Here is a 21,130-nt window from a genome sequence, read left to right on the forward strand (position 1 = left end):
TTGATCCACGGGCGACATCGGAAGGCTGAGCGGAGGGATTGATCCGGGCGTGGGAGCGCAGCGACCGTTTGGCGCAGCCAAACACAGCGAGAGGAGGTGCAGCGAAGCAAACCGTAGGCGCTGCGCCCGGATCAATCCCGGAGCGAAGGGACCCCGAGCCCCAGCGAGCGGGCCGAACGCAGGAGCAAGCGTTTTTTTGCTTACTTTTTTTAGGCGTTTGTAAAAAAAGTGAGTCGCCGTAAGGGCGAAACCCTAATCAGCCACACCCACAGAAACGGATATACACCCCGGCGAAACTGACAGCGCTGACAGCCAGCCGTCACCCTCCTGACCCCCAAACAAGTTTATAAAGACCCAACCTGCCCAAACTCCAGCCCCTTGGCGCCCCACTCCATGCGAATCCAGAAAAACCAAGCCCTGCTAGCCGTAGTGATCGCTCTGGCCGCCGCAGGCACATGGTGGGCACTGAAACCCGCCCCAACCAAACTGGCCACCCCGACCGCCATCCCGGTCCGCGTCGTGACGGTCAGCGAAAAAGACGTCCCCCGCTACACCACCGGCATCGGCTCCGTACTCTCATTACACAGCGTCGTAGTACGCCCACAAATAGACGGCATCCTCACCAAAATCCTCGTCAAGGAAGGCCAACTGGTCAAAGCCGGCGACCTGCTGGCCACCATCGACGACCGCTCGATCCGCGCCAGCCTCGACCAGGCCCGCGCGCAACTGGGCGAAAGCCAGGCACAACTGCAAGTCGCCCTGGTCAACCTCAAGCGCTACAAACTGCTCAGCGTCGACGACGGCGTCTCCAGGCAGACCTACGACCAGCAACAGGCCCTGGTCAACCAACTCAAGGCCACCGCCCAAGGCAACCAGGCCTCGATTGACGCGGCGCAGATACAACTTTCCTACACGCAGATCCGCTCACCAGTCACCGGCCGCGTCGGTATTCGTACAGTCGACGAAGGCAACTTCCTGCGCATGACCGACACCGCCGGCCTGTTCACCGTGACCCAGATCGACCCGATTGCCGTGGAGTTCTCGCTGCCGCAGCAAATGCTGCCGACCCTGCAGGGCCTGATCAACGACCCGCAGCACGCGCAGGTCAAGGCCTATATCGGCGCCGACACCGACGGCGAAACCGGCAACCTGCTCGGCGAAGGTCACCTGACCCTGATCGATAACCAGATCAACGCCAACACCGGCACCATCCGCGCCAAGGCCGAGTTCGACAACGCCAGCCAGAAGCTTTGGCCGGGCCTGCTGGTGACGGTAAAAATTCAGACGGCGCTGGACAAGGGCGCGCTGGTGGTACCGCCCACCGTCGTCCAGCGCGGTCTCGATCAACACTTCGTCTATCGCGTGAACGGCGACAAGGTCGAAGCCGTGCAGGTGCAGATGGTTTATCAAGGCAGCGGCCAGGACATCATCAAAGGCGTGAAGGCTGGTGATCAATTGGTCAGCGACGGCCAGTCACGGCTCAAACCCGGCTCTACCGTGCAGGTCATGAGCGAGCCGCCGCAGGTGGTGCAAGCGGAGCCCAAGCCATGAAGCAGCACACAGGCGTCTCCACCTGGTGCATCGATCACCCGGTCGCGACCATTCTGCTGACCATCGCGCTGGTGCTGGTCGGGGTGATTGCCTTCCCGCGCCTGCCGATTGCCCCACTGCCGGAAGCGGAATTTCCAACGATTCAGGTTTCGGCGCAGTTGCCCGGCGCCAGCCCCGACACCATGGCCTCGTCCGTGGCCACGCCGCTGGAGGTGCAATTCAGCGCCATCCCCGGCATGACCCAGATGACCTCCAGCAGTGCGCTCGGCTCCAGTCTGCTGACCCTGCAATTCACCCTCGACAAGAGCATCGACACCGCCGCCCAGGAAGTCCAGGCGGCGATCAACACCGCCGCCGGCAAACTGCCCAAGGACATGCCGACGCTGCCGACGTGGAAGAAGGTCAACCCGGCCGACAGCCCGGTACTGATCCTCAGCGTCAGCTCGACGCAAATGCCCGGCACTGAACTCAGCGACCTGGTGGAAACCCTGCTGGCGCGTCAGATCAGTCAGATCGACGGTGTAGGCCAGATCAACATCACCGGTCAGCAACGTCCGGCGATCCGTGTGCAGGCCTCGGCGGACAAACTGGCGGCGATCGGCCTGACCCTCGCCGACATTCGTCTGGCGATCCAGCAGACCAGCCTCAACCTCGCCAAAGGTGCGCTGTACGGCGAATCGAGCATCTCGACGCTGTCGACCAACGACCAGTTGTTCCACCCCGAGGACTACAGCCAGCTCATCGTTTCCTACAAAGACGGCGCCCCGGTTCACCTGCGCGATGTCGCCAAAGTCGTCAACGGTTCGGAAGATGCCTACGTGCAGGCCTGGGCCGGTGATCAACCCGGGGTGAACCTGGTGATCTCGCGGCAACCGGGGGCGAACATTGTCGAAACCGTCGACCGCATTCAAGCCGCCCTGCCCGGCCTCGAAGCCATGCTCCCGGCCTCGGTGCAGGTGAAAACCCTGATCGACCGCACCCAGACCATTCGCGCCTCGCTGCATGAAGTCGAGATCACCCTGTTGATCGCGATCCTGTTGGTGGTGGCGGTGATGGCGCTGTTTCTGCGCCAGTTGTCAGCGACCATGATCGTCTCTGCGGTACTCGGCGTGTCGCTGACCGCCAGTTTCGCCCTGATGTACCTCTTGGGCTTCAGCCTGAACAACCTGACGCTGGTGGCGATTGTCGTGGCCGTGGGGTTTGTCGTGGACGATGCGATTGTCGTGGTGGAGAACATCCACCGGCATCTGGAGGCCGGCGACAGCATGCGCGAGGCGGCGGTCAAAGGTGCCGGCGAAATCGGCTTCACCGTGGTCTCGATCAGTTTCTCGCTGGTGGCGGCGTTCATTCCGCTGCTGTTCATGGGCGGTGTGGTCGGGCGGTTGTTCAAGGAATTCGCCCTGACCGCAACCTCGACCATTTTGATTTCGGTGGTGGTGTCGTTGACCCTCGCACCGACGCTGGCCGCGCTATTCATGCGCAAACCGGTGCACCACGCCCACGACAAACCGGGCTTCAGCGAACGCTTGCTGGCCTGGTACGAAAAGGGTCTGCGCCGTGCCCTCGCCCATCAGAAATTGATGATCGGCGTGTTCGGCCTGTCGCTGGCGCTGGCGATTGCCGGTTACATTTTTATCCCCAAGGGTTTCTTCCCGGTGCAGGACACCGGTTTCGTCCTCGGCACCACCGAAGCCGCTGCGGATATCTCCTACGGCGACATGGTGAAAAAACACCTGGCGATGGCCGAAATCGTCGCCGCCGACCCGGCCGTGCAGGCGTTTTCCCACTCGGTGGGTGTGTCCGGCAGCAACCAGACCATCGCCAATGGCCGCTTCTGGATTGCTCTGAAAAAACGCGGCGACCGCGACGTCTCGGCCAGCCAGTTCATCGACCGGATTCGTCCGCAACTGATGAAAGTCCCGGGCATCGTCCTGTACCTGCGCGCCGGTCAGGACATCAACCTCAGCTCCGGGCCGAGCCGCGCGCAGTACCAATACGTGCTCAAGAGCAACGATGGCGCGACCCTCGCCACCTGGACCCAGCGTCTGACCGAAAAGCTGCGCAGCAACCCGGCGTTCCGCGACATTTCCAACGACCTGCAACTGGGCGGCAGCATTACCCACATCAGCATCGACCGCAGTGCCGCCGCGCGTTTCGGCCTGACCGCCAGTGACGTCGACGAAGCGCTGTACGATGCCTTCGGGCAGCGCCAGATCAACGAATTTCAGACCCAGGTCAATCAGTACAACGTGATTCTGGAACTGGACACCAAGCAACGCGGCAAGGCCGAAAGCCTCAATTATTTCTACCTGCGCTCGCCGTTGAGCGGCGAGATGGTGCCGCTGTCGGCGCTGGCCAAATTCGATGCGCCGACCATCGGCCCGCTGTCGATTGCTCATGACGGCATGTTCCCCGCCGCCAACCTGTCGTTCAACCTGGCGCCCGGCGTGGCGTTGGGTGATGCGGTGATTCTGCTCAATCAGGCCAAGGCCGAAATCGGCATGCCGACCGCGATCAGCGGCAATTTCCAGGGCGCGGCGCAGGCGTTCCAGAGTTCGCTGGCCAGTCAGCCGTGGCTGATTCTCGCGGCGCTGGTGGCGGTGTACATCATTCTCGGCGTGCTTTATGAGAGCTTTGTGCATCCGCTGACGATCATCTCGACCTTGCCGGCAGCCGGTCTCGGTGCGGTGATCATGCTGTGGATCTGCGGCCAGGACTTCTCGATCATGGCGTTGATCGGCTTGGTGTTGCTGATCGGTATCGTCAAAAAGAACGGCATTCTGATGATCGACTTTGCCCTTGAGGCGCAGCGCAATCGCGGCTTGCCGCCGCAGGATGCGATTTACGAGGCGTGCCTGACGCGATTCCGGCCGATCATCATGACCACTCTCGCCGCCCTGCTGGGTGCCCTGCCGCTGATGCTCGGTTATGGCACCGGCGCCGAACTGCGCCAGCCGCTGGGGATCGCGGTGGTGGGCGGCTTGCTGGTCAGCCAGATGCTGACGCTGTTTACCACGCCGGTCATATACTTGTGGCTTGAGCGGCTGTTCCACAGGCCCAAACCAATGCCCACGACGGCATTGGCGACTACAGACTGAGGCGGTCATGCGCGTTCTGATTATCGAAGACGAGGAAAAAACCGCGGACTATCTGCACCGCGGTCTGACGGAACAGGGTTACACCGTGGACCTGGCCCGCGACGGCGTCGAAGGCCTGCACCTGGCGCTGGAGAGCGACTATGCGGTGATCGTCCTCGACGTAATGCTACCGGGCCTGGATGGCTTCGGCGTGCTGCGCGCATTGCGTGCGCGCAAGCAGACTCCGGTAATCATGCTAACCGCCCGCGAGCGCGTCGAAGACCGCATCAAGGGCCTGCGCGACGGCGCCGATGATTACCTCGGCAAGCCGTTTTCCTTCCTCGAACTGGTGGCGCGCCTGCAAGCGCTGACCCGACGCAGCGGCGGGCATGAACCGGTACAAGTGAGCATCGCCGACCTGTGGATCGATCTGATCAGCCGCAAGGCGACCCGTGCCGGCACCCGGCTGGACCTGACCGCAAAAGAGTTCTCGCTGCTCAGCGTGCTGGCGCGCCGGCAAGGCGAAATCCTCTCGAAAACCGCGATTGCCGAGATGGTCTGGGACATCAATTTCGACAGCGATGCGAACGTCGTCGAAGTCGCGATCAAACGTCTGCGGGCCAAGCTCGACGGGCCGTTCGACGAGAAACTGCTGCACACGATTCGCGGCATGGGTTATGTGCTGGAGAGCCGTGGTGTCCAGTAATTCGATTGCCCTGCGTTTAAGCGGGATGTTCACCCTGGTGGCGCTGCTGGTGTTTCTGTTGATCGGCGGCGCGCTGTATCAACAGGTCGACAAGGGCCTTGGCCTGCTCCCGGAAGCCGAGCTGGATGCGCGTTACAGCGTGCTCGAATCGGCGCTCAATCGTTACGGCACACCCGAGCATTGGGTGAAGATCAACGCCAAGCTCAAGCTGCTCGGCGAGGAAGACAAGCGCATTCGTTTCTGGGTGGTCAGCGCTGATCCCGGTTACGAGTATGGTGAGCCGGACGCGCAAATCCGCGCCTTCGCCCAGGGCCCGACCGGCATGCATGATCTGCAGTTGCCTGAACATCCTTATCCGCTGAAAGTGCTGCTGACCGAGTTGCCGGCCAAGGATCAGCGCCCGCCGCTGCGGTTCATGATCGGCATCGACACCGAAACGTTCCACGAGACCCAACACAAGCTGTTGATCGCTCTCGTCAGCCTCGCGATTGTCGGTGTGCTGATGGCCTCGGCGCTGGGGTACTGGGTCGCGCGAATCGGCCTCAAGCCGTTGATCAAACTGTCGGATGAAGCCCAGCGCCTCGCGCCTCCCCTGCGGGCTGGACGCTTGCGGATGTCGCCATTGCCGCCGGAGCTTGAGCAGTTTGTCGATTCGTTCAACTCCACGCTGGAGCGGGTCGAACAGGCCTACTCGCGGCTGGAATCGTTCAACGCCGACGTCGCCCATGAACTGCGCTCGCCGCTGACCAACCTGATTGGCCAGACCCAGGTCGCATTGACGCGCGGACGCTCCGCCGAACATTACTTCGAAGTGCTGCAGTCGAATCTTGAGGAGCTGGAGCGCCTGCGTTCGATCATCAATGACATGTTGTTCCTCGCCAGCGCCGACCAGGGCAGCAAGGCGACCAAACTGACGTCTACGTCGCTGGCCAATGAAGTCGCGACTACGCTCGAGTATCTGGATTTCATCCTTGAAGACGCGCGGGTGCAGGTACACGTCAGTGGCGATGCGCAGGTGCGAATCGAGATCGCACATCTGCGCCGGGCATTGATCAATCTGCTGAGCAACGCCGTGCAGCACACCGAGCCGGGCAAGGTGATTGAGGTGCGCATCGAGGTTGAGGAACATCAGGTCAGCATCGGTGTGGCCAACCCGGGATCGCCGATTGCCAGCGAGCATTTGCCGCGACTGTTCGAGCGCTTCTACCGGGTCGATGCCTCGCGCAGCAACAGCGGCAACAACCATGGATTGGGGCTGGCGATCGTCAAGGCGATTGCGCTGATGCACGGTGGGGATGTGTTTGTGCGCAGTGATCGCGGGATGAATACCTTCGGCATCCACCTCCCCGTTTAATCGCTGATTAAAGTCCCCTGTGGCGAGGGGATTCATCCCCGATGGGTTGCGAAGCGACCCCAAAATCAGCAATCGCGATCTTCCTGACACAACCAGTACAAAGGATTGAGGGCTGCTTCGCAGCCCATCGGGGATGAATCCCCTCGCCACAAGGAATGGCGTTCACCCGAGATTGATCTTTGCTTTTGCCGTAACAGTCATTTATGAAAATCACGCTGTTTCCCAACGCTCGGCAACCTTATCTTTGCCCGCACCAAACAGCACTTGCCAAGCAAGAAGGTTTTCAAGATGTCCAACAGTATGGGTATTGCCAGCGCTTTCGTTTTGTCCTCATTGATCCTGTCGCCAATGGCGATGGCTGAAGAATCGCAGGCGTTCGTCGCGCAGAATGCTGCTCGCGCTCACGCGTTCGAACAGTCCCGGGCAGAAGTGATGGCCAAGTCGCAAGACGCCTCGCAAGCCCCACAGGCCGCCACTTCCCAGGCTCAAGCGGCCGAGAAAGACAGCTGAGTCGCGCACCGCGAAACATTTCCCTCGACGCGGTTGTTTGGCTCTTCCCGTTCAACCGTCGTCCTTCCAGGCCGCTGCCTTTTCAGCGGCCTTTTTTCGTTGTGGTCTGAAAGCCGTTTGGTTCGTCTGTAACAACAAGAAACATCCCGCACCTCAAGACATTGAAGTGTCAGTTGACCCAAGGAGCTCCATCGCAAGTGCGTTACCCAGTCAGCTTCACCCCGCTGTTCATTGCAATTGCCGCAACGATTGCCCCCGCCGCCCATGCCGACGAAGCCGCCAGGGAAGGTTTCGTCGACGGCTCGAGCCTCAACCTCAACGCTCGCAACTACTACATGAATCGCAACCGCCTGCAGCAGACGGACGATAATATCGAGTGGGGTCAGGGTTTTCTCGGGATCTTCCAGTCGGGTTATACCGAAGGCACGGTCGGCTTCGGCATTGATGCCCACGCCATGCTCGGGCTGAAGCTCGACGGCGGTGGCGGTACCGATGGCTCGAGCATCCTGCCGATCAGCGATGGCAACGGCAAAGCGCCGGGTTCGTTCTCGACCGCAGGTGGCACGTTGAAAATGCGCGCGTTCGATACCGAGTTGAAGGCCGGTGACCTGTTCCTCACCAACCCGGTGATTGCCGGCGGTGAATCGCGCATGTTGCCGCAGACCTTTCGTGGCGTCAGCCTGACCAACCACAGCTTCGACGGCTGGATGTTCGAAGGTGGCCAGGCCAGTTTCACCAAGCCGTACAACCAGAGCGGTCGCCAGCGCATCGGCACCTCGTACGGCAAACTCGCCGAGGGCGACGAAAGCCGCCACCTGAACTGGGCCGGCGTGTCCTGGAGCGGCGTCGAGGGCCTGACCAGCAATCTGTATGCCGCTGAACTGAAGGACATCTGGAACCAGTACTACTACGACTTGGATTACACGTGGCAGTTGAACGATCTGGTCAGCCTCAACCCGGGCCTGCACCTCTATCACACGCAGGACACTGGCGACACGCTGCTGGGCGACATCGACAACAACACCTACAGCCTGCATTTCACCGTCGGCATCGGCAACCACAGCGTCACCGCTGCGTACCAGCGCGTGAACGGCAACACACCGTTCGACTACATCAGCCAGGGTGATAGCGTTTACCTCGACAACTCGCAGCAGTACTCGGACTTCAACGGCCCCAACGAGCGCTCGTGGAAGCTCAAGTACGGCTACGACTTCGCCGGTCTCGGTCTGCCGGGTCTGACGTCGGCGGTTTCCTATTCGCGTGGCAACGTGGACCTGACCAAGGTCGATCCGGACAGCAAGGGCTATGCCTCGTGGTACAGCGCTGACGGTCGCAACGCCAAGCACTGGGAACGCGACCTCGATCTGAAATACGTGGTACAGAGCGGCCAGGCGAAAGATCTCGCGGTGCGCCTGCAATGGGCAACCAACCGTGGCGGCAACGGCTACGGCGCGATCGATACCGACACCGATGAATACCGTGTGATTGTCGACTACCCGATAAACGTCTTCTAAGATCACCTCTAGGTCAGTTACAACTGACACTTATTTTGACTGACATAGATTTTGTGGCGAGGGGATTTATCCCCGATGGGCTGCGCAGCAGACCCTTTTTTTGGGGCCGCTTCGCAGCCCATCGGGGATAAATCCCCTCCCCACAGTAGATCTGTTTTAGTGTTATCCCCCGCAGTGTTTGTGCAACTAAGCTTATAAGATCCCCCAACTGATAACCCCATCATGATCGCGAGCCGTACCCCACCTCTGGCGGGCAAGCCCGGACGCCCCGAATTGCTGCTGATCTGCGGCAGTTCGCTGACCGTGATCGCGATTCTGTGCATCGTCACTTTTTTGCTGATTCGTGAGCACGCCAACGCTCAGGAAGCGGCCACCCGCAGTGCCACCACCATCGCCCAGTTGATCGACGCCGACGTCCTGCGCACGGTCGAGTTGTACGACCTGACCCTGCAAGGCCTGATCGCCGCCGCCCAGCGCGATGACTTGCGCGACGTCACCCCGCAGATTCGCCATCTGGCGCTGTTCGACCGTTCGACCACCGCGCGTTTCAAGGGCGACATCCTCCTGCTGGACAAGCACGGCGATGTGGTTGCCGACTCATCGCGGATCGAACCCAAACCAGGCAACTTCGCCGATCGCGATTACTTCCTTGCCCACGCCTTCAACCGCGATACCGGCATGTTCATCAGTCGCCCGTTCAAGACCCGCTGCGATTGCGACGAAGCCAATCAGTGGCGCATCAGCTTCAGTCGGCGGATCTCCTCGGAAACCGGCGAATTCGCCGGAGTGGCGGTGGCGTCGATGAAACTCGACTACTTCGATCAGTTGTTCAACAGCCTCGACATCGGCAAAGACAGCACCCTGAACATCATCAACAGCGACGGCGTGCTGCTGGCGCAGAAGCCGCATCTGCAAAACGACTCCATCGGCAAGAGCTTCGGCAACCGACCCAACGTGGTACGGATTCTCGGCGACAAGGATGGCAGCGGCAGTTTCACCAGCACTTCGAGCATGGACCACCAGCAACGGCTTTACACCTATTCGCGGGTCGGCAACTTACCGCTGACGGTGATGGTCGCGCTCTCCAGTGATGAGGTGTTCGGCACTTGGCGGCGCACGGCGCTGTTGGTCAGTGGTGCCACCGGCGTGCTGTGTGCCGGGCTGCTGTGGCTGACCTGGCTGCTCGCTCGCGAGCTGCGCTTGCGCCAGCGCGCCGAACGCGAACTGGCGCAACTGGCTGCCACCGATGCGCTGACCGGCGTGGCCAACCGGCGGATGCTCGATCAGTCGCTGCGCCACGAATGGTTCCGCGCCCAGCGTTCGGGCAAGCCGCTGTCGGTGATGATGATCGATGCCGACCACTTCAAGGCGTTCAACGACCGTCACGGGCATCAGGCCGGTGACCAGGCGCTACGCGAACTGGCCAAGGTGATCACGGCAAACGTGCGCCGCCCCGGCGATCTGGTCGCCCGTTACGGCGGCGAAGAGTTCTCGGTGATCCTCGCCGAGACCGACAGCTGCGGTGCCCGGCAAATTGCTGAACACATTCGTCAGGCGGTGGAGCAGATGCCGAAGGTCGACGGCGCGGACGTGGCAATGACCGTCAGTATCGGTATCAGCACCTGGACATCGGCAGTCGAGATGTCACTGGAGCAACTGCTGTTTGCGGCGGACAAGGCGCTGTATCAGGCCAAAGAAGGTGGGCGCAATCGGGTGGTGGTGGCGGCCTGAAACCTCGAGGTGCTGGCGCTGGCCCAATCGCTGGCGAGCCAGCTCCCACATGGGTCTGTGGGGTGCTGCAGATTTGAGATCAACAAAGAACCTGTGGGAGCTGGCTTGCCAGCGATTGGGCCAGTGCAGGCAACACAAAAACCGCAGGCATAAAAAAAGGCCATCCGAGGATGGCCTTCAAAAAACTAGAGAGGTTTTTTACTTACACTGCCGCAACCGGGCGCATGTAAGAGATCGGTGCAGTGCTGGCGTCTTCGAACGTCACGACTTCCCAAGCATCTGTCTGCTCAATCAACTTGCGCAGCAGCTGGTTGTTCAGTGCATGACCGGACTTGAAGCCTTTGAACTCACCAATCAGGCTGTTACCCAGCAGGTACAGGTCGCCAATCGCATCGAGGATCTTGTGCTTCACGAATTCGTCTTCGTAGCGAAGGCCGTCTTCGTTCAGTACACCATCGGAATCCACCACGATCGCGTTTTCAACGCTGCCGCCGAGTGCGAGGTTGTGCTTGCGCAGGTACTCGATGTCACTCATGAAACCGAAAGTACGGGCGCGGCTGACTTCTTTTACGAACGAAGTGCTGGAAAAATCCACGCTTGCACTCTGGGTGCGGTCCCGGAAAACCGGGTGATCGAAATCGATCTCGAAGCTCACCTTGAACCCTTCGAAAGGGACGAAAGTGGCGCGCTTGTCGCCGTCTTCCACTGTCACTTCACGCAGGATGCGGATGAATTTCTTGGCGGCGTCCTGCTCTTCCAGGCCAGCCGATTGAATCAGGAATACGAACGGTCCAGCGCTGCCATCCATGATCGGGACTTCGGACGCGGAGAGCTCGACGTAGGCGTTATCGATGCCCAGGCCAGCCATGGCCGAGAGCAAGTGCTCTACCGTGTCCACTTTGACGTCGCCGTTGATCAGCGTCGTCGACATAGTGGTTTCACCGACGTTTTCCGCGCGGGCAGGAATCTGCACCACAGGGTCGAGGTCAGCGCGACAAAACACAATGCCAGTGTCGACAGGCGCAGGCTTGAGGGTCAGGTAGACCTTCTCCCCGGAATGCAGGCCTACACCTGTGGCACGGATAATATTTTTCAGTGTGCGTTGTTTAATCATGGCTTGGGCCGCTTCAGCGCAAATTGCGAACTGGTATCAACAAAGGCTGGCGATAATAGCAGACCGAGCCTTTGCTGAACACCAATCACCGTCATAGCCCTGATACATTCCATCAATCGGCCTGACGACGCAGGAATGCCGGGATGTCCAGGTAATCCAGATCGTCCTGCGGGTTCATCTTCGCGGCAGTCGCAGCACCGGCCTGAGCCTGGTTGCGCATGACGGTCGGACGGTCCAGGTCACGGTAGTTCACCGCCGGAGCTTCCTGACGCGCAGGAGCCGGTTGTTGCACCTGAGCGGAAGCCATGGAGGTGTGAACGGTGTTGTCGATGACCTTCACAGGCTTCTCGATTTTCGCGCCCAGACCGGTGGCAACCACGGTCACGTGCAGTTCGTCGCGCATGTCCGGATCGATCACGGTACCGACCTTGACCATCGCGTGTTCGGAAGCGAAGGCTTCGATAATGCTACCCACGTCGGAGTACTCACCCAGGGACAGGTCAGGACCAGCGGTGATGTTCACCAGAATGCCGCGTGCGCCTTGCAGGTTCACGTCTTCCAGCAGCGGGTTGCGGATGGCCGCTTCGGTCGCTTCACGTGCACGGTTCGGACCGCTGGCGCAGCCAGTGCCCATCATCGCCATGCCCATTTCGCTCATCACGGTACGCACGTCGGCGAAGTCGACGTTGATCATGCCCGGACGCTTGATGATGTCGGAGATACCGCGCACGGCACCGGCCAGTACATCGTCAGCCTTGGCGAAAGCCGACAGCAGGCTGGCGTCTTTGCCGAGAATGGTCAGCAGCTTCTCGTTCGGAATGGTGATCAGCGAATCGACGCTTTCGGAGAGCATGCGGATGCCTTCGTCGGCGATCTGCATACGCTTGCGGCCTTCGAACGGGAACGGACGGGTCACGACCGCAACGGTCAGGATGCCCATTTCCTTGGCCACTTCGGCGATGATCGGCGCAGCACCGGTACCGGTACCGCCGCCCATGCCAGTGGTGATGAACACCATGTTGGTGCCGGCCAGCACTTCAGCGATGCGCTCGCGATCTTCCAGCGCAGCCTGACGGCCGACTTCAGGGTTGGCGCCGGCGCCCAGGCCTTTGGTCACACCGGTGCCCAGTTGCAGAATGGTGCGCGCGCCGATGTTTTTCAGCGCTTGAGCATCAGTGTTGGCGCAGATGAATTCAACGCCTTCGATGTTGCTCTTGACCATGTGGTTGACAGCGTTGCCGCCGCCACCGCCAACACCGATAACTTTGATTACCGGGCTTGCGGGGATGTTGTCTACGAGTTCGAACATTTTCCCTCTCCTTACATTCTCTAGTTTTTTCGCCTACTGCATTTTTGTAGCGGTGTTGCGGTAAAGCGTTAGAAGTTGCCTTGAACCCACTTCTTCAATCGGTCCAGCAACGGCGCCTGTGGCTCATCGTTGCTGTAGCTGTCGCGGCTGCCGATGCCCGAGAACGAGATCCCGTCGGACTGCTTCTGCAGGCCGTACATCAGCAAGCCAACGCCAGTGGAATAAATCGGGTTGCGCACCACGTCATCCAGACCCTTCACGCCGTGCGGCACGCCCAGGCGCACCGGCATGTGGAAGATTTCTTCGGCCAGCTCGGTGGCGCCTTCCATCTTCGAGGTACCGCCGGTCAGGACGATGCCCGCCGGGATCAGGTCTTCGTAGCCGCTGCGACGCAGTTCGGCCTGGATCAGGGTGAACAGTTCGTCGTAACGCGGCTCGACCACTTCAGCCAGGGCCTGACGCGACAGTTCGCGCGGTGGACGGTCGCCAACACTTGGCACCTTGATGGTTTCGCCGGCACCGGCCAGTTTGGCCAGGGCACAGGCGTAGCGGATCTTGATCTCTTCGGCGTACTGGGTCGGGGTGCGCAACGCCATGGCGATGTCGTTGGTCACCTGATCACCGGCAATCGGGATCACCGCGGTGTGGCGGATCGCGCCTTCGGTGAAGATCGCGATGTCGGTGGTGCCGCCGCCGATGTCGACCAGGCACACGCCCAGCTCTTTTTCGTCGTCGGTCAGTACCGAGTAGGCCGAGGCCAGTTGCTCGAGAATGATGTCGTCGATTTCCAGACCGCAGCGACGCACGCACTTTTCAATGTTCTGTGCGGCGTTGACGGCGCAGGTGACCACGTGAACCTTGGCTTCCAGACGGACGCCGGACATGCCCAGAGGCTCGCGGACGCCTTCCTGGTTATCGATCACGTAATCCTGCGGCAGGGTGTGCAGCACGCGCTGGTCGGCCGGGATCGCCACGGCCTGGGCAGCGTCAAGTACACGCTCCAGGTCAGCCGAGCTCACTTCGCGGTCACGAATCGCCACGATGCCGTGGGAGTTCAGGCTGCGGATGTGATTGCCGGCCACGCCGACGAACGCCGAGTGAATGCGGCAGCCCGCCATCAGTTGGGCTTCTTCGATCGCGCGCTGGATCGATTGCACGGTCGACTCGATGTTCACCACCACGCCCTTCTTCAGGCCGCGGGACGGGTGAGTACCGATACCGACGATTTCCAGCGTGCCGTCGTCCGCGACCTCGCCTACCAGCGCCACCACCTTGGAGGTGCCGATATCCAGACCGACGATCATTTTGCCGCTTTGCACGTTTGCCATGGGTCCTGCCTCTTCTTAATTCTTTGCGACAGCGGGTTGGGCTGTCGTCGGCGCTACTGGTTCCCGCCAGCCAACAGCGAGGCCGTTGGCGTAGCGCAGATCGATGCGCGCAATGTTCGTAATCTGGTCTTTAAGCGTCTTGTCATAGATGGCAATGAAGCGGCGCATCTTTTCCACCAGGTTGCCGCGTCCCAGCAGCAACTCGATGCCGGGGCCGGAGCTGCCGGCACCGGTGGTCAGGAACCAGCTGCCACGTTCACGCAGTTCCAGGCGCGCGATCGAGAAACCCAGCGGCCGGAGCATCTGGCTCAGCACCTGATATTGCTGCATCACTTGCTGCTGGGCCCGTTGTGGGCCGAACAGCTGTGGCAGGTGTTCGTAGTTCGCCAGTTCCTTGGGCGTGAATGCCTGGCCCTGGTTGTTGAGCAGCGACTCGTCGCCCCAACGGGCCACGGGCAGTTGCTCTTCCAGGCGGATCACCACCTGGTCCGGCCACACCCGGCGTACTTCGGCGTGGGCGATCCATGGCATCTGCTCAAGCTCGGTGCGCATGCCGGCCAGATCAATGGTGAAGAAGCTCGACGCCACGTACGGGGCGATTCGCTGCTGCACCGCTTGCTGGCTGATGTAGCTCAGGTCGCCCTGCACGGCGATCTTGGTGATCGGCCGGTCGGCGTACGGCAGCAAACGCTGCGCGCCTTCGTAGGTACCGAACCCGAGCGCCACCAGCAGCACCGGCCAGAACAGGCTTTTCAGAAAGCCGAAATTGGCTTTCGGCAGGCGCGCAGACATCGGCTCTTTGGCCACCATTCGGCTGGCACCCCGCGGCACCGGCTTGCGGCCGGGTGCGGGTGGCTGATGTCTGAGCTGAGCGCCTTGCATGGTCTTAACCTCGCGCCTCTGTGTGACCGGAGCCTTCAACACTGGCGGCCAGAATGGCCAGAACCAGTTGCTGGAAGTCCAGACCGGCAGCACGGGCCGCCATCGGCACCAGGCTGTGATCGGTCATGCCCGGTGCGGTGTTCACTTCCAGGAACCAGAACTGCCCGTCGGCGTCCTGCATCACGTCCGCCCTGCCCCAACCGGCAATACCCAGCGCCTCACAGGCCTTGGCCGTGAGATCCATGAGTTCCTGTTCCTTGACGGCATCCAGCCCGCACGGAATGCGGTACTGGGTATCGTTGGCGATGTACTTGGCGTCGTAGTCGTAGAACGTGTGCGGTGTACCCAGGGCGATAGGAGGCAACACCTGGTCACGCAGGGTGGCGATGGTGAACTCCGGACCTTGAATCCATTGCTCCACCAAGACTTGCGAATCGTAGGTACTGGCCGCTTTCCATGCGTCGATCAACTCGGACGCAGAACTCACTTTGGCCATCCCGATACTTGAACCTTCATGCGCCGGTTTGACGATCAAAGGGAAGCCCAGTTCCGTCGCCGCGGAAATACAATCGGCTTCGCTGCACAGCACGGCGTGACGCGGCGTCGGAATCCCGAGGCTGTGCCAGACCTGCTTGGTGCGCAGTTTGTCCATCGCCAGTGCCGAGGCAAGGATGCCGCTGCCGGTGTAGGGAATGCCGGCGCACTCGAGCAGGCCCTGCATCGAGCCATCTTCGCCGCCACGACCGTGGAGAATGATGAACGCACGGTCGATCTTTTCGCTCAGCAGACGCTGCAGAAAATCCTCGCCGACGTCGATCCCGAACGCGTCCACACCCGCGCTTTGCAGCGCATCGAGCACAGCGTTACCGGACTTCAGCGAAACCTCACGCTCGGCACTCATGCCACCGAACAGCACGGCGACCCGGCCGAAGTCTTTCGGCGCGATGGTGGAGAACAGGTTGGCGTAGGCAGCAGTCATTTCAACTTCCCCTCGACCGACGCCGCCACGGCGCCGGCGAACAATTCACTTTTCAACAGTTTCGGCGCGAGACCGCCGATATCCCCGGCGCCCTGGCACAGCAGGATGTCGCCGGCGCGCAGCAACGGCTTGACCAGCGGCGCGAGGTCGACACCGCGCTCGATGTAGATCGGGTCGAGCTGACCGCGCTGACGGATGCTGTTGCACAACTTGCGGCTGTCCGCGCCCGGGATCGGCTCTTCGCCGGCCGGATAGACTTCCATCAGCAGCAGCACGTTGGCATCGGCCAGTACATTGACGAAATCGTCATACAGATCACGGGTGCGGCTATAACGATGCGGCTGGTAAACCATCACCAGACGGCGCTCCGGCCAGCCACCGCGCACGGCTTTGATCACCGCCGCGACTTCGGTCGGGTGGTGACCGTAGTCATCGACCAGCATCACGTTGCCGCCGTCCACCGGCAGTTCGCCGTAGACCTGGAAGCGTCGGCCAACGCCCTGGAACCCGGACAGGCCCTGAACGATGGCTTCGTCACTGACGCCTTCGTCGGTGGCGATGCAGATGGTCGCCAGCGAGTTGAGCACGTTGTGGTTGCCCGGCATGTTCACGGAAACATCCAGCGGCTCGCGGTCAGGACGCAGCACGGTGAAGAAGGTCTGCATGCCTTGCTGGCGTACATTGATCGCGCGCACGTCGGCGTCTTCGCTGAAGCCGTAGGTCACGGTCGGACGCTTGACCAGCGGCAGGATTTCACGCACCACCGGATCGTCCAGGCACATCACGGCCAGACCGTAGAACGGCAGGTTGTGCAGGAACTCGACGAAAGTTTTCTTCAGTTTGTTGAAGTCACCGTCGTAGGTCGCCATGTGGTCGGCGTCGATGTTGGTCACCACCGCCACCAGCGGTTGCAGGTGCAGGAAGCTCGCATCGCTTTCGTCGGCTTCGGCGATCAGGTAGCGGCTGGTGCCGAGCTGGGCATTGGTGCCCGCCGCATTCAGACGGCCACCGATGACGAAGGTCGGATCCAGGCCACCGGCGGCGAACACCGAAGCGATCAGGCTGGTGGTCGTGGTTTTGCCATGAGTACCGGCGACGGCAATGCCGTGGCGGTAGCGCATCAGCTCGGCGAGCATCTCGGCACGCGGTACCACCGGGATACGACGCTCAAGGGCGGTCGCCACTTCCGGGTTGGAGGTGTTGACGGCACTCGAGACCACCAGTACGTCGGCGGTGGCAGCGTTCTCGGCACGGTGGCCGATATAGATGTGCGCGCCGAACGATTCCAGACGCTCGGTCACCGGCGAAGCCTTCAGGTCGGAACCGGACACTTCATAGCCCAGGTTCAACAACACTTCAGCGATGCCGCACATGCCCACGCCGCCGATACCGACGAAGTGGATGCGACGGATACGGCGCATTTCCGGTTGTGGCATGGCTTTCTGATTCTCAACCATGGGCCACCTCCAGGCAGGTATCGACCACGCTGCGGGTGGCATCGGGTTTGGCCAGACGGCGGGCCGCTTGGGCCATTTCTTCGAGTCGTTGCGGTTGCATCAAGACCTCTGTCAGGCGCGCGGCAAGGTCCGCGGCACCAGTCGTTCTTTGCGGCATCACGAAGGCAGCGCCTTCACGGGCCAAATAATCGGCGTTGCGGGTCTGGTGATCGTCGATCGCGTGGGGCAAAGGCACCAGCATCGAGGGCAGACCAACGGCGGCCAGCTCACTGATGGTCAGCGCGCCAGCGCGGCACACCACCAGGTCAGCCCAGCCATAGGCCTGGGCCATGTCTTTGATGAACGGCTGCACCTGCGCATCCACGCCGGCGGCGCGATAGCGCTCTGCAGTCACTTCATCGTGGTTTTTGCCGGCCTGATGAAACACGTCCGGACGCAAATCGGCAGGGACTTGCGCCAGGGCTTCAGGCAGCAACTTGTTCAACGGTTCTGCGCCCAGGCTTCCGCCGAGGATCAGCAAACGCGCTTTGCGCCCGGCCAGAGCCGGTCGCGATGTTTCGAGGAACAGCTCGCTGCGCACCGGGTTTCCGGTGGTACGGCGGCTGTCCGACAGAGTAAAGGTGTCGGGGAACGCTTCACACACCCGGGCGGCGAACGGCACCAGCAACCGATTGGCGGTGCCGGCCACGGCGTTCTGCTCGTGAACGATCACTGGCACACCGGCCAGTTTCGCGGCGATACCGCCAGGCCCGGTCACATAACCACCGAAGCCGACCACGCAGACTGGACGCAGCTTGCGAATCACCGCCCGCGCCTGCCACACCGACTTGAGCAGCATGAACGGTGCCTTGAGCAGCGACAGCTTGCCCTTGCCACGCAAACCCGTGGCATTGATCCGGTGCAGTTCCAGACCTGCAGCCGGTACCAGATCGTTTTCGATCCCGCGTGGCGTGCCGAGCCAGTGCACGGTGTAACCGCGTGCCTGGAATTCGCGGGCACAGGACAGCGCCGGAAACACGTGGCCGCCGGTGCCGCCGGCCATGATCAATACGTTAGCGCCCATGGTTCGGCTCCTCGGCGAAGTCGCTCTCATGGAATTCCATCTCTTCACTGCCCAGGTGGGTCCGACTCTCCCACTCGATCCTCAGCAACAGGCCAAGGCAGGCGCAGCAGATCACCAGGGAACTGCCGCCATAACTGAGGAACGGTAGCGTCAGGCCCTTGGTCGGCAACAGGCCGACATTCACCCCGATGTTGATCAAAAACTGACCGATCCACAGGAACGACAGACCATAAGCCACATAAGCGGCGAAGAATTGCTTGGCTTTCTCCGCCCACAGACCGATGTACATGCCGCGAATACACACGAACACGAACAGCGCGACGGTGCACAGCGAACCGACGGCGCCCAGCTCTTCGGCCAGCACCGAGAACACGAAGTCGGTGTGCGCTTCAGGCAGGTAGAACTGTTTCTGTACGCTGTTGCCCAGGCCAACGCCCAGCCACTCACCGCGACCGAAGGCAATCAATGCCTGCGACAACTGATAACCGGCGCCGAACTGGTCGGCCCATGGGTCAGCGAAGTTGGTCAGACGCGCCATTCGATAAGGCTGCATCTGGATCAGCAACACCACCGCCCCGACTGCCAGCACCACCATCAGCGAGAAGCGGAACAGCCCGACTCCGCCAAGGAACAGCATCGCCGCCGCAGCCCCCATCATTACCACGGTGGCACCGAAGTCCGGCTCCATCAGCAACAGGCCCGCCATCGGCAGCAGCACGATGAACGGCTTGAAGAAGCCCATCCAGCTCTCGCGCACTTCTTTCTGCCGACGTACCAGATACCCGGCGAGGTAGATCACCACGAAGACCTTGGCGATCTCGGACGGCTGTACGTTGAAGAAGCTGAAACCGATCCAGCGCATCGACCCGTTCACTTCACGGCCGATCCCGGGGACGATCACCATCACCAGCAGACCGAATGCACCGATCAGCATCATCCAGCCCAGACGCTGCCAGGTGGCGATCGGAATCATCATGGTAACGATGCAGGCACCCAGGCCCAGCGCCACATAAATCAGGTGACGAATCATGTAGTACAGCGCGCTGCCCGACTGCGCCGCCGCCACTTCGGTGGAAGCCGAGGCGATCATGATCAGGCCCAGGCCCAGCAGCGCCAGGCAGCCGGCGAGCATCGGGAAGTCGAGGTCGATGCCACGGCCGGTGATGATCGGCGACGGGTACGGCTTGATGATATTGCGCAGGCTCATGCCAGATCCTCCACGGCGCGGACGAACTGGTGACCACGGTCTTCGTAATTCTTGAACATGTCGAAACTGGCGCAGGCTGGCGACAGCAGCACCACGTCACCCGGTTGGGCGACTGCGCGGCATTGCGCAACGGCGTCGACCAGCGAGGTCGCGCGAATCAGTGGCACGGCGTCAGCGATGGCCGCGCCAATCTTGTCGGAGTCGCGGCCCATCAGGATCACGGCGCGGCAGTTGGCCGCCACCGGATCGCGCAAGTCGTTGAACTCGGCACCCTTGCCGTCGCCACCGGCGATCAGCACGACCTTGCCGTCGATGTCCGCACCGAGGCCTTCGATGGCGGCCAGCGCGGCGCCGACGTTGGTGGCCTTGGAATCGTTGTAGTAACCGACGCCGTCGAGATCACGCACCCACTGGCAGCGGTGTTCGAGACCGGCGAAATTGCGCAGGGCCGACAGCATGGCGTCGAACGGCAGGCCGACCGCATGCCCCAGTGCCAGTGCCGCGAGGGCATTGGCCTGGTTATGCGCACCGCGCACTTTCAGTTCGCGCACCGGCATCAGGTTCTGGAATTCGAAGGCCAGGTATTTCTCGCCGTCCTCTTCGTGCAGGCCAAAAGCCTTGAAATCGGGTTTGTTCAGGCCGAAGGTCCAGCACGGCTGGCCCTCGCCGATCAGCGGACGGCTGAGCGCGTCCTGACGGTTGACCACGAACTGCTTCGCGCCACGGAAGATCCGGTGCTTGGCCAAGTGATAGGCCGGCAGGCCGCTGTAGCGGTCCATGTGGTCTTCGCTGATGTTCAACACGGTAGCCACTTCAGCGTTGAGCTGGTCGGTGGTTTCCAGCTGAAAACTCGACAGTTCCATCACGTATAGCTCGACGTCGTCGCTGAGCAGGTCCAGCGCCGGCGTGCCGAGGTTGCCGCCCACCGCGACGCGTTTGCCGGCCGCAGCCGCCATCTCGCCGACCAGGGTGGTGACGGTGCTTTTCGCGTTGGAACCGGTGATGGCCACGATCGGCGCCCGCGCGTTACGCGCGAACAGCTCGATATCGCCGGACATTTTCACGCCACGGGCGGCAGCGGCTTGCAGGGCCGGGGTCGCCAGCGCCAGACCGGGACTCACGTAGAGCTCGTCGGCGCGGCACAGGAATTCGACGTCCAGCTCGCCACAACGCACTTCCACGTGCGGATAGTCACGCTTGAGCGTGGCCAGTTCCGGTGGATTGTCCCGCGTGTCGGCAACGGCAAACGACACGCCCCGGTTCGCCAGGAAGCGAACCAGGGACATGCCGCTCTTGCCGAGGCCGACAACGATGCGGAAGTGGTCAGAAGCGATCAGAGACACTCGTT

At 61.5% G+C, this 21,130-nt stretch carries 16 protein-coding genes; 7 read left to right on the plus strand and 9 right to left on the minus strand.

What is annotated here, in order from left to right; translation table 11 throughout:
• The first annotated feature begins 393 nt into the window (after positions 1-393).
• From GTQ41_RS21900 to GTQ41_RS21930, 7 genes are all read left to right on the plus strand, one after another.
• A complete protein-coding gene (locus GTQ41_RS21900) occupies positions 394-1,551 on the plus strand; it encodes an efflux RND transporter periplasmic adaptor subunit (RefSeq protein WP_047296395.1) in 1,158 nt (385 codons plus the stop codon).
• Positions 1,548-4,649, plus strand: coding sequence for a multidrug efflux RND transporter permease subunit (locus tag GTQ41_RS21905; RefSeq protein ID WP_095668357.1), 3,102 nt, complete (start codon positions 1,548-1,550; stop codon positions 4,647-4,649). The genes GTQ41_RS21900 and GTQ41_RS21905 overlap by 4 nt, the downstream gene beginning before the upstream one ends.
• Positions 4,650-4,656: 7 nt before the next feature.
• Entirely contained in the window at positions 4,657-5,334 is a 678-nt protein-coding gene (locus GTQ41_RS21910; protein WP_007916978.1) for a heavy metal response regulator transcription factor, read from the plus strand.
• Positions 5,324-6,688: a heavy metal sensor histidine kinase gene (locus GTQ41_RS21915; RefSeq protein ID WP_047296400.1), complete on the plus strand. Its 1,365-nt coding sequence runs from the start codon at positions 5,324-5,326 to the stop codon at positions 6,686-6,688. The genes GTQ41_RS21910 and GTQ41_RS21915 overlap by 11 nt, the downstream gene beginning before the upstream one ends.
• A 288-nt stretch (positions 6,689-6,976) precedes the next feature.
• Positions 6,977-7,198: a hypothetical protein gene (locus tag GTQ41_RS21920; protein ID WP_047296402.1), complete on the plus strand. Its 222-nt coding sequence runs from the start codon at positions 6,977-6,979 to the stop codon at positions 7,196-7,198.
• A gap of 197 nt (positions 7,199-7,395) precedes the next feature.
• Positions 7,396-8,712, plus strand: coding sequence for an OprD family porin (locus GTQ41_RS21925; protein ID WP_047296405.1), 1,317 nt, complete (start codon positions 7,396-7,398; stop codon positions 8,710-8,712).
• A 222-nt stretch (positions 8,713-8,934) separates the two neighbouring features.
• Positions 8,935-10,443 carry a sensor domain-containing diguanylate cyclase gene (locus GTQ41_RS21930; protein ID WP_047296408.1) on the plus strand — a complete coding sequence of 503 codons (1,509 nt, stop codon included), beginning with the start codon at positions 8,935-8,937 and terminating at the stop codon, positions 10,441-10,443.
• A gap of 202 nt (positions 10,444-10,645) precedes the next feature.
• On the opposite strand, the gene lpxC is transcribed toward GTQ41_RS21930, so the two are convergent.
• The 9 genes from lpxC to murD all read right to left on the minus strand — a co-directional run bounded on the left by lpxC (position 10,646) and on the right by murD (position 21,125).
• Positions 10,646-11,557: a UDP-3-O-acyl-N-acetylglucosamine deacetylase gene (gene lpxC, locus GTQ41_RS21935; protein ID WP_007961638.1), complete on the minus strand. Its 912-nt coding sequence runs from the start codon at positions 11,555-11,557 to the stop codon at positions 10,646-10,648.
• Positions 11,558-11,669: 112 nt separating this feature from the next.
• Positions 11,670-12,866: a cell division protein FtsZ gene (ftsZ, locus tag GTQ41_RS21940; RefSeq protein ID WP_003228013.1), complete on the minus strand. Its 1,197-nt coding sequence runs from the start codon at positions 12,864-12,866 to the stop codon at positions 11,670-11,672.
• A gap of 68 nt (positions 12,867-12,934) precedes the next feature.
• Entirely contained in the window at positions 12,935-14,194 is a 1,260-nt protein-coding gene (gene ftsA / locus GTQ41_RS21945) for a cell division protein FtsA (protein WP_003228014.1), read from the minus strand.
• A 15-nt stretch (positions 14,195-14,209) separates the two neighbouring features.
• A complete protein-coding gene (locus GTQ41_RS21950; RefSeq protein ID WP_041073143.1) occupies positions 14,210-15,076 on the minus strand; it encodes a cell division protein FtsQ/DivIB in 867 nt (288 codons plus the stop codon).
• 4 nt (positions 15,077-15,080) lie between these two features.
• On the minus strand, positions 15,081-16,055 hold the full coding sequence (locus tag GTQ41_RS21955; RefSeq protein WP_047296412.1) for a D-alanine--D-alanine ligase: 975 nt from the start codon (positions 16,053-16,055) through the stop codon (positions 15,081-15,083).
• Positions 16,052-17,512 carry a UDP-N-acetylmuramate--L-alanine ligase gene (murC, locus tag GTQ41_RS21960; RefSeq protein ID WP_007961634.1) on the minus strand — a complete coding sequence of 487 codons (1,461 nt, stop codon included), beginning with the start codon at positions 17,510-17,512 and terminating at the stop codon, positions 16,052-16,054. The genes GTQ41_RS21955 and murC overlap by 4 nt, the downstream gene beginning before the upstream one ends.
• Entirely contained in the window at positions 17,505-18,575 is a 1,071-nt protein-coding gene (gene murG, locus GTQ41_RS21965; protein ID WP_047296414.1) for an undecaprenyldiphospho-muramoylpentapeptide beta-N-acetylglucosaminyltransferase, read from the minus strand. The genes murC and murG overlap by 8 nt, the downstream gene beginning before the upstream one ends.
• Complete coding sequence (gene ftsW, locus GTQ41_RS21970) at positions 18,565-19,776, minus strand: putative lipid II flippase FtsW (protein WP_169842443.1); 1,212 nt, start codon at positions 19,774-19,776, stop codon at positions 18,565-18,567. The genes murG and ftsW overlap by 11 nt, the downstream gene beginning before the upstream one ends.
• A gap of 2 nt (positions 19,777-19,778) precedes the next feature.
• Positions 19,779-21,125, minus strand: a complete 1,347-nt coding sequence (murD, locus tag GTQ41_RS21975; RefSeq protein ID WP_047296418.1) for a UDP-N-acetylmuramoyl-L-alanine--D-glutamate ligase — start codon at positions 21,123-21,125, stop codon at positions 19,779-19,781.
• Between the last annotated feature and the right edge of the window lie 5 nt (positions 21,126-21,130).

It is taken from the genome of Pseudomonas sp. AN-B15 (assembly GCF_019056475.1).
Taxonomy (GTDB): domain Bacteria; phylum Pseudomonadota; class Gammaproteobacteria; order Pseudomonadales; family Pseudomonadaceae; genus Aquipseudomonas; species Aquipseudomonas parakoreensis.